This is a genomic window from Pseudomonas sp. Ma2-10 (genome assembly GCF_054330215.1).
The window spans coordinates 1-13,199 of the sequence record NZ_JBTEYL010000021.1 but is presented as its reverse complement, the minus strand read 5'-3'; the positions used below and the strand labels follow the sequence as shown (position 1 = coordinate 13,199).

At 59.0% G+C, this 13,199-nt stretch carries 12 protein-coding genes and 1 rRNA gene; 6 read left to right on the top strand and 7 right to left on the bottom strand.

Features of this window, described 5'->3' with window-relative positions; all coding sequences use genetic code 11:
* Window positions 1–47: 47 nt before the first annotated feature.
* Window positions 48–1,220 carry a hypothetical protein gene (locus tag ACXPVS_RS20960; RefSeq protein ID WP_458511637.1) on the top strand — a complete coding sequence of 391 codons (1,173 nt, stop codon included), beginning with the start codon at window positions 48–50 and terminating at the stop codon, window positions 1,218–1,220.
* Between the two features lie 144 nt (window positions 1,221–1,364).
* A complete protein-coding gene (locus ACXPVS_RS20955; RefSeq protein ID WP_458511636.1) occupies window positions 1,365–1,889 on the top strand; it encodes an SET domain-containing protein-lysine N-methyltransferase in 525 nt (174 codons plus the stop codon).
* A gap of 6 nt (window positions 1,890–1,895) precedes the next feature.
* Here the strand turns inward: ACXPVS_RS20955 and can are convergent, their stop codons facing one another.
* Window positions 1,896–2,540 (bottom strand): carbonate dehydratase, encoded by a 645-nt coding sequence (can, locus tag ACXPVS_RS20950; RefSeq protein WP_458511635.1) that lies wholly within the window; start codon window positions 2,538–2,540, stop codon window positions 1,896–1,898.
* 152 nt (window positions 2,541–2,692) lie between these two features.
* Between can and ACXPVS_RS20945 the strand changes: the two genes are divergently transcribed.
* Window positions 2,693–3,097 (top strand): serine kinase/phosphatase, encoded by a 405-nt coding sequence (locus tag ACXPVS_RS20945; RefSeq protein ID WP_458511634.1) that lies wholly within the window; start codon window positions 2,693–2,695, stop codon window positions 3,095–3,097.
* A 43-nt stretch (window positions 3,098–3,140) separates the two neighbouring features.
* Here the strand turns inward: ACXPVS_RS20945 and rimI are convergent, their stop codons facing one another.
* Window positions 3,141–3,593: a ribosomal protein S18-alanine N-acetyltransferase gene (gene rimI / locus ACXPVS_RS20940; RefSeq protein ID WP_458511633.1), complete on the bottom strand. Its 453-nt coding sequence runs from the start codon at window positions 3,591–3,593 to the stop codon at window positions 3,141–3,143.
* On the bottom strand, window positions 3,586–4,326 hold the full coding sequence (locus ACXPVS_RS20935) for an energy transducer TonB (RefSeq protein WP_458511699.1): 741 nt from the start codon (window positions 4,324–4,326) through the stop codon (window positions 3,586–3,588). Before ACXPVS_RS20935 ends, rimI begins: the two co-directional genes overlap by 8 nt.
* A gap of 206 nt (window positions 4,327–4,532) precedes the next feature.
* Here ACXPVS_RS20935 and mksB point away from each other — a divergent pair, with 206 nt between their 5' ends.
* From mksB to mksF, 3 genes are read left to right on the top strand one after another with little or no spacing between them, the layout of a single operon-like run.
* Window positions 4,533–5,807: an Mks condensin complex protein MksB gene (gene mksB, locus ACXPVS_RS20930; protein WP_458511632.1), complete on the top strand. Its 1,275-nt coding sequence runs from the start codon at window positions 4,533–4,535 to the stop codon at window positions 5,805–5,807.
* On the top strand, window positions 5,797–6,498 hold the full coding sequence (gene mksE / locus ACXPVS_RS20925; RefSeq protein ID WP_458511631.1) for an Mks condensin complex protein MksE: 702 nt from the start codon (window positions 5,797–5,799) through the stop codon (window positions 6,496–6,498). The genes mksB and mksE overlap by 11 nt, the downstream gene beginning before the upstream one ends.
* The gene (mksF, locus tag ACXPVS_RS20920; protein WP_458511630.1) at window positions 6,495–9,335 is read left to right on the top strand and encodes an Mks condensin complex protein MksF; all 2,841 of its coding nucleotides are present in this window, start codon (window positions 6,495–6,497) and stop codon (window positions 9,333–9,335) included. The genes mksE and mksF overlap by 4 nt, the downstream gene beginning before the upstream one ends.
* A 76-nt stretch (window positions 9,336–9,411) precedes the next feature.
* Here mksF and ACXPVS_RS20915 read toward each other — a convergent pair whose 3' ends face one another.
* The 4 genes from ACXPVS_RS20915 to rrf all read right to left on the bottom strand — a co-directional run.
* Window positions 9,412–11,715, bottom strand: coding sequence for a PqiB family protein (locus ACXPVS_RS20915; protein ID WP_458511629.1), 2,304 nt, complete (start codon window positions 11,713–11,715; stop codon window positions 9,412–9,414).
* Window positions 11,708–12,331 (bottom strand): paraquat-inducible protein A, encoded by a 624-nt coding sequence (locus tag ACXPVS_RS20910; RefSeq protein ID WP_458511628.1) that lies wholly within the window; start codon window positions 12,329–12,331, stop codon window positions 11,708–11,710. The genes ACXPVS_RS20915 and ACXPVS_RS20910 overlap by 8 nt, the downstream gene beginning before the upstream one ends.
* Window positions 12,318–12,977 carry a paraquat-inducible protein A gene (locus ACXPVS_RS20905; protein WP_458511627.1) on the bottom strand — a complete coding sequence of 220 codons (660 nt, stop codon included), beginning with the start codon at window positions 12,975–12,977 and terminating at the stop codon, window positions 12,318–12,320. Before ACXPVS_RS20905 ends, ACXPVS_RS20910 begins: the two co-directional genes overlap by 14 nt.
* Window positions 12,978–13,125: 148 nt before the next feature.
* Window positions 13,126–13,199: ribosomal RNA gene (gene rrf, locus ACXPVS_RS20900) — 5S ribosomal RNA — on the bottom strand; the annotation flags it as partial.

The following is a 13,199-nucleotide window of genomic DNA, read 5'->3' as shown; positions in this document are numbered from 1 at the left end:
ATGGCGCGTACCCCAATCAACGGGACCACGCTGAAAAGGATCTGAGCATGTTCAAATTCGCAGGATTCACCCTCGCGGCCCTCACCCTGAGCGCCGCCGCCCATGCCGACGTCGACCTGAAGCTGGGCAGTACCGAACGCGTCACCCGCCTGTTCGCCTACCCCAATAACTGCAACGTGATCTGCTTTCGCAACTGGACGCTGGAGCAAACGGTCGAGCATTACCTGACCCAAAGCGTGCAGCGCGATGGTTACAGCGCGGCGAAAGTGCAGGTCAAAACCGATAACGATCAGCTCTACGCCGAAATCAGCGGCGTACCCCGTGGCTATGAAAAACCGTTGGCGGCGTTGCTCGATGCCGGTGATCTGGCCTATACCGGCGCGAGCAAGCTGAATGCCGATGGCAAGTGGGCTTACAGCTGGTATCTGTTCCTGCCACTGGGCATGGCCCTGGAGAACCGCAAAAGCGTTGAACTGTTGCACTTCCCACCCGACTATTCGTTGACCCAGGCTCAGGATTACCTGCGATCGGCCACCACCGATCGCTGGGCCACGCTGTTGACTGACAACGGAGTTCCGGCCGACCAGACTCCGGGCTACCAAACCATCATCGACATTGCACCGATTGCCGCACCGTCCAACGCCGGCAAGGATCTGGAAGGCGTCTACGACTACTTCAAGGACTACCAGACCACGATGGTCAAGCAACTCAGCCAGAACGCCAGTGGCGCGGCGTTGCCGATGGTCGCCTTCGGCGCGCCGGTGCGTAACTGGATCAAGCAGCAATACGGGCCGACCGTGAACGTGCTGGGCCTGGTCAGCATCAGTCCGAGCGACGGGGTGAACGTGCCAGTGCTGGGTTCCAACCACCCAAGCTACATTTGGTACGCCGCCGACCCGCAAAGCTATACCGGCAACGATGCCCAGACCAAGGCCGACGCGGCGGGGCTTAAAGTCATGGGTCAGGATTTGAGTGCCGCGTGCTGGCAGGCCGCCATGGGCCGCCAACCGGACAGTAATCCCGACATAGAACTGAGAAGTTGCACGCAAACCTGGCAAGTGGCCCAGGCAGAAAAAACCTGTGAGCTGTTCTACACCTCGATTCGCAACCTGACGCCCGAAAAAGCCGTGGCCAAGTGCGCGACGGCACCGATCAAATCTCAGCTCAAACAGCTGAAAGCCCCGGCACCCGCGACCGCGATCGCTGCCCCGCCCCTGTAAAACGATGAACGGCGGGTCTACTGTCAGTTATGACAGTAGACCCGCCGTTTCATTTGCGAGAGGCTTGAAGCGTACCCCTGTGCTGCAGAGCTGACAGGATCGTCAGCTGATGGAGGTCGCAGCACCCAGCCAACAAGGATCGTTATGAGCATCCAGACCCTGCACGAGACGCGTGAAAAACCTCCCGATGGGATATATCCCTTTGCGGAGCTGCCCGTTCACCTTGGATTCCCCGCCAGGGCCGACTTCGAGATTATCGACAACACTAACGGATCGGCGGCAGCCGTCGCAGTACTTCGGGATTTTCCACGTATCAGCCGCATTTGTCGGGCTTCGGGGCATCTGCTGCCTTATCGGTGCCGGCATACCCGGCAACTGGCCCATGGCATCCATGTCTACGATCCGCGCTTCTGCGGGCTGTTGCGACATTCCTGCGACCCAAACGTATTTCTCGACATGAGCGAGCTGTGGTTATGGGCGCTGAAGGACATCAAAAAAGGTGACCGACTGACGATGGACTACGCGTCCACCGAAGACAAACTCTTGCGTCAGTTCGCCTGCCGGTGCGGCGCGTTCGACTGCCGAGGCTGGATCACCGGCTACGATGAACCGCCGAACGCCGACGGCCAGTTGTTTCTGCAGCACTGGCGCCGGCGAAGTCTCTGCTGAAGAGCGTTACAACGCCTCGACCGGACGCAGACGGTATTGCGGCGGCAATTGCTCGAAACCGCTGATGGTGGCGTTCAGGCTTTTCCAGCGACCGTCCTTGATGCCATAGATGCAGCCGTGAATCGACAGGCTCTGCCCGCGGTGCCAGGCGTTTTGCACAATGCTGGTGTGCCCGACATTGGCCACTTGCTGGATCACGTTGTACTCGCAGAGGCGGTCGACCTGCTCTTCTTCAGTGGGCAATTTGGCGAGTTCTTCGCGTTTTTCATAATAGAGATCGCGAATCGAGCGCAGCCAGCCGTCGATCAGGCCCAACTGACGGTTCTGCATCGAGGCGCGCACGCCGCCGCAGCCATAGTGGCCGGTAACGAGGATGTGTTTGACCTTCAGCACGTCGACCGCATACTGAATCACCGACAGGCAGTTGAGGTCGGTGTGCAGCACCACGTTGGCCACATTGCGGTGTACAAACAGATCGCCGGGGAGCATGCCGACGATCTCGTTCGCCGGCACTCGGGCGTCGGAGCAACCGATCCACAGGTATTCCGGGGTTTGCTGACGGGCCAGCTTGGCGAAGAAATCAGGATCTTCTTTGGTGATCGCGTCAGCCCAGCGCTCGTTGTTATCAATTAGATCTTGTAATTCGTTCATGCAATGAAACCTCGAGAATGATGCGTTTCTATGACAGACATCCATCTGTCGGGGTCACGCGCCAGATGCAAATACCCGGTTTTCCATGCCGGAGGAATTCTCAGCAGCCCAGGGGGTCCACCCTAGTAAGGCCTACAGTATGAGGAATTGCCATGACTGAATCACGACGTCCGTACGATGCAACGCAACCCGAGCCCATCGACGACAACGAAGACCGCATGGGCTCGATGCATGAGCTGGACTTCGGCGAAGAAGAACCCAGCGCCAAAATCGGCGACGAGCTGACGCAAACGGAGCGTGAACGCCTGATGCCTCGGGAACGCGTACGTGAAGCGGGCATGACCGGGGCCTCGAGCGATGACGATGAGTCCACCGACGACGACATGAGCCCGCAAACCCTGATCCGTGAAGACGGCGCACGGGACGCCCACGAAGCGGGTGAAGGTGACCAGGCCGATTGGGATTTGAGCATTGTCGATGAAGAGAACATTGGCGGGGGAAATGGGCTGGACGAAGAGGAACTGGCGCGGCAGGATCCGATGGACGGTAATCGTTGAGCTGTGGCGAGGGCGCTTACTCCCTCGCCACAATAGCTATAACTCAATCGACGAGGGTACAGGCCATGACGACAGCATCTTCACGCCCGCCCACTGCCGGGTAGTAATCGCGCCGCCGCCCAATCTCGTTAAACCCATAACGCTCATACAACTTAAACGCGCCACGATTGCTGTCGCGCACCTCAAGGAAACACTCCCGCGCCTTGGCGTCATACGCCCGGGACATTAAATGCTCCAGTAACGTCAAGCCCAGACCACGGCCCTGGTTTTCCGGTTTGACGGTGATGTTCAGCAGATGCGCTTCATCAAGGATGATCTGCACCACCCCGTGGCCGACTGGCTGCTGACCTTCAAACATCAGCCATATCTGATATTTACCCAGCCCATCGAGAAAAATCCCACGGGTCCAGGGATGGCTGTAAGCCGCGTATTCGATTTTCAGTACAACGTCCAGGTCCGCCTCGGTCATTGGGCGGAACGATACAGCGTCACTCATTCGATTCTTTCCAGCGCGCCATCAGCCGACGCATGGCTTGCCAGACATCAGCCTTACGCTGTGGCTCTTCCATTAATAATTCCAGACCCGGCAGGGCCCAGACCGAGCCCAGGCCTTCGACCTGGAGTTCACGGTTGAAGGATTCGGCGTTCGCCTCACCGGCAAAACGCACCGCCGGCAGACCGATCAGCCACATGCAGACGCTCGGTGCGTCTTCCAGTCGGGCCGAGAGAAAACCTTGCACGAAGTCGCGAGCCGCTTCCGGACCTTGATCCATGGTGCCCCGAGACAACAGCGGCCAACGCACCGGCTCGCCGACGATCTGTGGGCTGTCCGGCAGACCGGCGGCGCGCAGCATGTCTTTGAGCAACAGATAGGCGGGGTCACGGGTCTGGAAGGGTTCGCCTGTGGGTAACTCCACCAGCAGCAGGCAACGCCCGGCCCGCAGTAATTGCAGGGCGAAACGCGGTGGCGGCACGACTCGCGCCTTGGCCACCACCGGAGCGGCCTCTTCTTCAACCTTGGCATTCGTGCGCGTGCTGGCCAGCGACGGCCGTGGCACCTCGATTTTCACCCGCTCGACCGGTTTGGCCACAGGTTCCACGGGCGACTCAGCCACTGGCGCCGGTGCCACCGGGATGACGACCAACGGCTCGGGCATCTCCAGCAGTTCGGGGCGCGAGGGCGCAGCAAAGGGCAATTCGGTGCGCGGCAGCCAGTTGACCACCTGCATGGCGGTCAAATAGGCGCGGCGACGGGACTCGATAAGCAAAGGTCGGCCACTTGTGGATAACTAAAGTGCGGTGATTCTACCGCCCTTCGCCCAAGATCGCCCACGCTTGATCGATAGAAAGCCAACTGTCCGTCCCGAGAATGAATTGCAACGGACGTGATGCAGTACAATCGCTGCTTTTATTCGTCAACCAGCCGGCCATTCCGATGATCGAACCCAAGCGCGTTTTGCGCGCCCTCGCTGAACACTGGGCACTTCTGGAGCCGCTGTGCGAGCACTTCGACCAAGGCACTCTGAGCCTCAACGAATTGCGTTCACAGTTGGCCGCCCAGCAACTGGACAGTACGCCGCAGGACATCACCAGTCTGCTGGACGTGTGGATCCGCCTCGACATTCTGGTTCCCGTGGCGAAAAGCCCGAACCGTTTCGAGCTCAATGCGCAGATCCACGACTTCCTCGCCTACCTGCGCCGTGAGCACCGTCTGGGCCTGTGCCTGGAGATCGAAGCCTATCTGCGCCATCTCGAGCGCCTGGCCGGTTACATCCAGGACGCCTTCGACATCCGCGACGGCCACGACCTGGCGCGCCAGTTGCGCCTGCTCGACATGCGCGTACGGGATGTATTGAAAAAACTCGCCAACGACGAACAGGCCTTGGTGGCCGTCGCGGAGCGGGCCAAGACCAGCGACCGGCAGATTCCCCTGCGCCAGCGTTACGCTGAAGTGTTGGCGACCTGGGACGAATACGTCGAGCCGATGATTCAGTTGGTGAACGCCGACGGCGCCTTCGAACAAGGCGTGCGCAAGGTCGAGAACGTCCTACTGAAGATGCTCACCGAACAGCAGCGCCTCGGCCACCTGGTCGATGACGACATGCTGCTGCGCACCCACGCGCGCATCCTCGAAATGCAGACCAGCGCTCAACTGACCTTGCGCCACGCCCGCGAGCTGTTGCTGCCGCTGCGTGAAGAAGCCCGCCGGCACAACGCCGTGACCCGTGGCGCGGCGCTGGCCTTGTCGGCCATCCGTCGCAAAGGCATCGATGCGGTGCCCCAAGCGGCGATGCCGATGTTCACTCGGCCGCAAAGCACGTTCCTCGGCAGCGCCAGTCAGGTCGAAGCCTACGTTTACGCCTTGGCCCGTTTCGAGCCAAAACCGGCGCGCTTCCCCAAGGCCCACAAAACTCAGAAAGGCGAAGCCCCGCGCGCGCCACGCACGGTTCGGGAAATGCTCGAACGCTGCGAAGACGCCCTGCCGATGCCGGACCTGATGACCTGGTTGCTGGAGCAAGAACCGGACGGCGCCACCGACGAATTGCTTTATTGGTTCTCGCGCCTGTCGCGGGAAAAGCGCTTCACACGCGAGCGTCTGGAACGCCGCGATTACCACACTCACGAGCACCAGGTCAGCCTGCGCTCCTTCGCCCTGCTCTCGGCCCGCGACACCGCCGAGGATTCTGCGAGAACTCCCTATGCAACTTGATCTATCCGAACTGTCCCAGCTGGCGCCAATCTTTCGCGAGCTGTTCAAGGGTTACCACGTCAGCCGCCGCGATCCGGAGCTGTACGCGCAACTGTCAAACTTCCAGGACCCGTACCGCACGCTGTTCAAGGCGCTGGGCTTTGAACTGGTCTGCGACACCCGTGGTTTCTACTACTTCGTGCCGGACCTCGCGGCGGCGGCGGTGAACAAGACCGCGCAACGTCTGGCGCTGTTTACCTTCATTCTCGTCGAGCATCTGGCCGATCAGGGCCGCGATCCAGTTGCCGTGCTGGATGGGGGCAGCCTCGGCCGCGATGAATTGCCATCGCTGCTGGAGAAATACCGCGACCTGTTTATCCAGGCCGAAGTGCAGACCGTCGAAGAACTCGAAGAAAAAATCATGCGCCGCATGACTCAGCTTGGTTTCGCCGGCGAAGAAAACGGCATCTACCGTTTCCTGCCGCCGATGCATCGCTTCCTCGATGTCTGCCTGTCGGTCCAGCAAGACCGTGATCTGGCCGCCAGCCTGCACAGCGTGCTGCCACTGCCGGTGCCCGTACTGATCGATGACGACAGCAACGAAAAGTTGTTGGCGACGGATGATCCGCTGGACCTCAGCGACTTCGAAGAAGAAAGCGAAGAAGACGCCATGGCCCGCGCCATCGCCGAAGAACAGGAGACCGACGCATGAGCAAGGAACGCTACGGCATTCGCCGCTTTGCCCTTTTGAATACCGCCGGTTACAGCCTCGGCCTGTTCCCGCTTGAAGAACCGTTGTCGGTTTACGGCGCGAACAACCTCGGCAAATCCGCCTCGATCAACGCGTTGCAGTTCCCGATTCTGGCGCGCATGTCGGACATGAGTTTCGGCAAATACAGCCTGGAACAATCACGGCGTTTCTACTTCGCCTCGGACACCAGTTACATCCTGGTCGAAGTCGCGCTGCCGCACGGACCTCATGTGATCGGCGTAGTCGGGCGCGGCCCGGGCGGTGGTTTCGGTCACCAGTTCTTTGCCTACGCTGGCAAACTGGATTTGGCCCATTACCAGAAAAACGACACGTGCCTGCGTCAGAAAGAATTGTTCAGCAACCTTGAGCGCGAAGGCCTGAAAGCCTACGAACTCAAGCCGGATGAACTGCGTCGCCTGCTGGTGGGCGGTCACACGTCGATCCCGCTGGACCTGACGCTGATTCCGCTGCGCTCCACCAGCGAGCAGAGCCTGAAGACGTTCCGCGCGCTGTTCATTAACCTGCTGCACATGCGCGAAATCACCGCGGCCAAGCTCAAGCAATTGTTTCTTGATGCGTTCGAACATAGCCTGCGTTCCGGTAGCGTCGACTACATCGCCGCGTGCGAAGAAGCGTTCCGCGATGTACGACGCATGGAGCAGGACTACAACTCGCTGGTCACCGCCGGCCCATTGGTCGAAGCCCTTGCGGCAGGCGTGACCCAGCGCAACATCCTGCGCGGCAAATTGCACCGAATCTCGCCGCTGCTCGATTCCCTGCTTGGCACCTGGTCCGACTACGCCAGTGCGCGCAAGGAAGAGCTGACGATTCAGGCTGAGCATTACCGCAACGAGCAAGACGCGCTGCAAAACGATCAGCGTGGCGGCACGCAAGAATTGATGCGTCTGGAGCGGGAAATTTCCGGCATCCAGCGCTGGCTCGGCGAGTTGTCGGTACTCAAGCATCGCTTCGCGCTGGTCGATGATGTCAAAGTCCTTGAGCAGCAACTGCTCGCCGCCAAGGACGCGCACGATGAACTGGCCGGTGCGCTGGCGCAGTCGCGGCAGTTCAGCGCCGAAGATCTGGAAGAGCGTCTGCGGGATCTGGAAAAACGCCTGAAGTCGGTCAAGCAGCAACTCGATCACGCCGACAACAACAGCTACGCCCGTCTGCGCGAGGAGTTCTCGCAACAGGATGTCGAGCGTCTGATGCGTTTGTTCAACAGTTCGTTGTTCAGCCTGCCGTTGGGCGAACACGGGATCACGCTGGATGAGGATGGCCAGTGGGTCAAATCCATGGAGCTGATCCTCGATGGTTTCAAAGGCGAGCGTTTCGAAGTACCCGGCCTGTCCATCGACCTGTCGCACATCGAACCTCCAGCGCTGCAAGCCCTGGCTGACCGTGCGGCATTGCGCGATCAGAAAGAGCGCCTGGATAAAGAACTCAAGCAACTGAAAACCCAGCAAGCCGTGGCAGCCGACCGCGCCGCGAGCAAGACCCAAACCGAAGCGCTGTACCAGCAAGTGCTGGATGCGCAGAAAGCGCTGGAAGACTTCCGCCGCGCGCAAACCCTGAGCGCCGAGGAAGGCGACAAGCTGGAACAGCTGGCGCAGCTGGAAGCGGCGCAGGACGAGTTGAAGCGTTCCAGCGATGCCTTCACCGAACGCGTCCAACAACTGTCGGCCAAACTGCAATTGGTCGGCCGGCAGATCGGCGACATGGAAGCCAAGCAACGCACCCTCGACGACGCCCTGCGCCGTCGTCAGCTGCTGCCCGCAGATCTGCCGTTCGGTACGCCGTTCATGGACCCGATCGACGATTCCATGGACAACCTGTTACCGCTGCTCAATGACTATCAGGACAGCTGGCAAGGGTTGCTGCGCAGCGATGGTCAGATCGAGGCGCTGTACGCCCAGGTCCGCCTCAAGGGTGTGGCCAAGTTCGACAGCGAAGACGATATGGAACGTCGCCTGCAACTGTTGATCAACGCTTACGCGCACCGTACCGACGAAGCACTGACCCTTGGCAAGGCGCGTCGTGCGGCCGTTACCGACATCGCCCGGACCCTGCGCAACATCCGCAGCGACTACGACAGCCTTGAGCATCAACTGGCGCTGTTCAACCGCGAGATCAACAAGCGTCAGGTCTCCAACCTGCAAAGCTTCCGCATCGTACTCGCGCCGAACAAGGAAGCGCTCAAGCACATCGACCAGATCATCCACAGCGCCGGCCAGTATGAAGAAGGCGAAACCCTTTCGGTCTTCGACCTGAGCCAAAGCGCCGATCAGGACAACAAGAACGAAGAAGCCAAGGAATACCTGGCGCGTCTGGTGGCGGCTAACCACAACCAGCTCGGCCTCAAGGACCTGTTCGAGCTGGCGTTCGAAATCACCAAGGTCAACGGTCAGCCCGTAATCCACACCGACATCGATGGGGCGGCATCCAACGGCACCACAATGACCATCAAGGCGCTGACTAACATGTACTTGTTGCTGCACTTGATGGACCGCGACCAGGCCGGTCGCGTGCGCCTGCCGTACTACCTCGACGAGGCAGCGGACATTGACGAGAAGAACCAGGCAGCGCTGCTGGAAACCAGCCTGCAACTGGGCTTCGTACCGATCCTGGCGAGTGTGAAGCCGCAGGTCTGCGCCAGTGTCGCCATCGACCTGGAGGGTGGCAGCGGGCCGAACGGGATCTACATCGACGAGGCGGACTGGAAGTACATTCGTCGTCACGATGAGGTGAAGGCTGCCGTTAATGTTGAAGCGGACGAGCCGGAGCTGGATGCAGTCTGATGTGCATTAATCGAAGGCAGTAAAAAAGGCCGCGTTCCAATGGATCGCGGCCTTTTTCATGCCTGCTGCTTGGGGCTTACTTGCCGATTGAAATCTTCGGCGCCCAGGTCAGCCATTCGTCTTCAAACTTATCGAACAGCGGGAACGTTTGCTCGGCTCGCGCCGGATTGCCCATGCGCTCGCCATCCGGCGTGGCGAAAGCGACGCCGCCCTGAATCAGCGTCTCCAGCGACTCGGTACGCATCGTCGCACCTTTGAACAAGCCGTAATCAAAGCCAAAACCACTGGAGTTCCAGAAGCGCGTGCCACTGCGCACCAGCGGCGCGTACTTTGGCTCGATCAGGATGTGGACCAACACACGATCCGCCGTCTGGCCAAGTTCATAGCCTGTCACCTTGCCCACGGTGATTTCGCGATAGGTGACCGGCACACCCGTTTTTAGCGAACCACGGCGGGCAGCGCTCAACACCAGACTCAACCCGGCCTCTTGTTTAGCGGTTTCCGGCGGATTGGCCAGGGCCACGAAGTGCTTCTGCGGGCCAAGGCTTTTCGCGGCGGGTTGCACTTCGATGTATTGGCCAGTGACCAGCGTTTCGAGGTTGGAGGTCTTGATCAGACCCAGTTCAGGTTTGACGACCCAGAACTGACTGCCGACCCGAGCGATACGCTCCGCCACCTCTGTGATTCGTGCAGTCAGCAGCACCGATTGCAGGTCATCGCTGAGATCGACATCTTCAATCTTGCCGACATCCAGGCCTTTTAAGCGAATAGGCGTGCCGCTGCGCAAACCATCGGCGCGATCAACCTTGATCGTTACCACGACACCTTTTTGCGTCGCGTCATCATGATTGGCGAACAAACGGAAACGCGGAATCCGCTTCTGCAGCGGCGCCTTGGCTTGCGGGGTTTCGAAGGCTATGCCGCCGGCCATCAGGCTTTGCAGCGACTCACTTTTGACCTGGATTCCGCCGGTCAGTCCACCCGTCAGCGTGATGCCGCTGGCATTCCAGAACCGTGTCGAGGCGTTAACCAGCCCTTCGTATTCCTTCTCGATGTGTACACCAATCACCAACTGCTTTTTAGTGCGGGAGAACTGATAGCTCTGGACCGAACCGACCCTGACCTGCTTGTAGAGAATCGGGCTGCCGACCTCTAGCGAACCGAGGTTTTCGGTGAACAGCACCAGATGCAATCCCGGTGCACGCAAGTCAAGCGGCGGTGCTTTCGGCCTAGCCACAAACTCGCGCTGTGGTACGGCGCCTTTGTCTCCAGGACGCACGGCGATGTAGTTACCTTTGACCAGCGCTTCGAGCCCGGTGATACCGGCAAGCGAGATCGACGGTTTGACTACCCAGAACTGGGTGCCTTCGACCAGGTAATCTTCAGCCAGCGGATCGAGGGTCAATTCGGCGGTGGCACTGGATAGATCGGGATCGATCTTGAGCGCTTTCAGATTCCCGACCTGAATGCCTTTGTACATAACCGGAGTGCGACCCGCCTGCATTCCTTCGAAGTCGCTGAGTTTGACCTTGACCCGAATACCCGCGGCGGCGGCGTCGAAATCTTCGTAGAGACGGAACGGCAGGCTCGGGTCGGTAGGCGGGCTGTCCTTGCGATTCTCCGGCGTGGCGAACGCGATACCGCCAGCGACGATGCTCGCCAGGGATTCGCTGCGCACTTTTACACCCGACAGGTTGGCGTCGATGCTGATACCGCTGGCGTTCCAGAAACGTGTGTGTTTGCGCACCAGTTTGGCGTAGGTCGGCTCGATGAAAACTTTAAGTTCAACGGTGCCTTGGTCTTCGGACAGCAAATAACTTTTGATCTGGCCGACCCTGATCTGCTTATAAAACACCGGGCTACCGCGATTGAGTGAACCGAGACGATCAGCCTTGATGGTCAGGTGTAGACCGGGCTGAGCGTCCGACAGCGGCGGCTCTTCAGCCAAGGCTTTGAACTTGCGAGTCGCCTCGCCCTCGCCCGGGCTTATCGCGACGTAGTTCCCCGAGACCAGCGTCTCCAGGCCAGTGATGCCGGCCAGCGTCACGCTCGGCTTGACCAACCAGAAACGGGTGCTGGTTCGCAGGTACGGCTCCACGTCCTTGTTCATCTCGACGGTAGCGATTACGCCTTTGGCGTTGCCTTCGTCATCGAGTTTTAGGGTTTTTACCTTACCCACCGGCATGCCTTTGTAGACGACTTCGGTCTTGTTGGCCTGAATGCCTTCACCACTTTCAAAACGCACCTGAATTTCGAGGCCGGTCTCGTTGTAGGCACGCCAGCCGAGCCAGCCGCCGATGATCAGGGCAATCAGGGGCAACACCCAAATAGCTGACCAGTTCGAGGCCGGTCGGGTTTTTGCTGTAGGCAAATCAGTCATGGTCGTCGTCCGACTCCGTGTTATCCCAAATCAGCCGGGGATCAAAAGTTACTGCGGCAAGCATTGTCAGAATCACCACACTGGCGAAAGCAATGGCGCCAAGATTGGCTTCGACGCTGGCAAGCCGTCCGAAATTCACAACCGCCACCAGGATGGCGATCACAAAAATATCGAGCATTGACCAGCGGCCAATGAACTCAATAAAACGGTACATCCAAATGCGTTGGCGAGCCGACAGTGGCTGACGGCGCTGCACAGAAAACAGCAGCAGGGCGATCCCCACCAATTTGAACGTTGGTACCAGAATACTGGCGATAAAAACCACGGCAGCGATTGGAATCATGCCGTGTTGAACCAGTTGGATCACACCGGACATGATCGTGCTGGGATCGCCCTGCCCCAGCGAACTGACGGTCATGATCGGTAACAAGTTGGCTGGGATGTAGAGAACCGCGGCGGTAACCAGCAGCGCCCAGGTACGCATCACACTGTTCGGGCGACGGGCGCGAACCAACGCACCGCAACGTGTGCAGAGCTGCTCGTCGGTGTCGACTTCCTGCTTATTCAATTCATGGCATTCGACGCAAATCAGAATGCCTGCATCAATCGCCCGCATGGACATCCTCTCCTGATAAAGCCTGCCAGATCTGATGGGGCGACATCACAACCTCCAACCAGACCTGAACTAACAACAAACCGATAAAGCACGCCAGGCCAAGCCCGACGGTAATTGCTGCCATATCTGCCAGTTTGACGATCGCCACCAGTACGCCCATGAAGTAGACCTCGAGCATCCCCCAATCGCGTAAATGGTGATAAATGCGGTACAGCAACAGACCGTAACTACGTCCGATATCAAAACGGATACTCAGCAGCACAACCAGTTGGCAAAGCAACTTGAGCAGCGGGATTCCCATGCTGCAGAGAAACACCACGACTGCAACGCCCTGCATTCCGGTATTGAACAGGCCAACAACACCGCTCCATACGGTGTCGTGCGATGACTGCCCGAGTAGATGGAGCTGCATGATGGGTAAAAAGTTCGCTGGGATATACAACAACAGAGCGGCGAGAACCAACGCAAGACTGCGCTGTACGACGTTATGCCGATGGGCGTAGAGCTCGTAGCCGCAGCGCGGACAGAGGGCTTTCTCGCCGTGGGCGAGTTCGGGCTTGCGCATCAGCAAGTCGCACTCATGACACGCTACCAAGTCGTCCAGCGATAATTCTGACAGCCCTGTGGCGTCAACTGGATCTGGCATAAAGGCTGTGGCTCCGAAAAAGTTGGACCTATTCTAGTGTCATGTATCGAAAATAACTGTGCCAATTTGTGCTTCAACTGATAGACACTTTCCTTGGGACCAAACAAAACCCCTACCTGCATGCGCAGATAGGGGTTTCGGAATTTAATCTTGACGATGACCTACTCTCACATGGGGAAACCCCACACTACCATCGGCGATGCATCGTTTCACTGCTGAGTT

What these genes read in the sequence shown, in the direction of transcription:
- ACXPVS_RS20960 (WP_458511637.1), top strand. Translation starts at nt 48, where the DNA reads ATGTTCAAATTCGCAGGATTCACCCTCGCGGCCCTCACCCTGAGCGCC.
- ACXPVS_RS20955 (WP_458511636.1), top strand. Translation starts at nt 1,365, where the DNA reads ATGAGCATCCAGACCCTGCACGAGACGCGTGAAAAACCTCCCGATGGG.
- can (WP_458511635.1), bottom strand. Translation starts at nt 2,540, where the DNA reads ATGAACGAATTACAAGATCTAATTGATAACAACGAGCGCTGGGCTGAC.
- ACXPVS_RS20945 (WP_458511634.1), top strand. Translation starts at nt 2,693, where the DNA reads ATGACTGAATCACGACGTCCGTACGATGCAACGCAACCCGAGCCCATC.
- rimI (WP_458511633.1), bottom strand. Translation starts at nt 3,593, where the DNA reads ATGAGTGACGCTGTATCGTTCCGCCCAATGACCGAGGCGGACCTGGAC.
- ACXPVS_RS20935 (WP_458511699.1), bottom strand. Translation starts at nt 4,326, where the DNA reads ATGCAGGTGGTCAACTGGCTGCCGCGCACCGAATTGCCCTTTGCTGCG.
- mksB (WP_458511632.1), top strand. Translation starts at nt 4,533, where the DNA reads ATGATCGAACCCAAGCGCGTTTTGCGCGCCCTCGCTGAACACTGGGCA.
- mksE (WP_458511631.1), top strand. Translation starts at nt 5,797, where the DNA reads ATGCAACTTGATCTATCCGAACTGTCCCAGCTGGCGCCAATCTTTCGC.
- mksF (WP_458511630.1), top strand. Translation starts at nt 6,495, where the DNA reads ATGAGCAAGGAACGCTACGGCATTCGCCGCTTTGCCCTTTTGAATACC.
- ACXPVS_RS20915 (WP_458511629.1), bottom strand. Translation starts at nt 11,715, where the DNA reads ATGACTGATTTGCCTACAGCAAAAACCCGACCGGCCTCGAACTGGTCA.
- ACXPVS_RS20910 (WP_458511628.1), bottom strand. Translation starts at nt 12,331, where the DNA reads ATGCGGGCGATTGATGCAGGCATTCTGATTTGCGTCGAATGCCATGAA.
- ACXPVS_RS20905 (WP_458511627.1), bottom strand. Translation starts at nt 12,977, where the DNA reads ATGCCAGATCCAGTTGACGCCACAGGGCTGTCAGAATTATCGCTGGAC.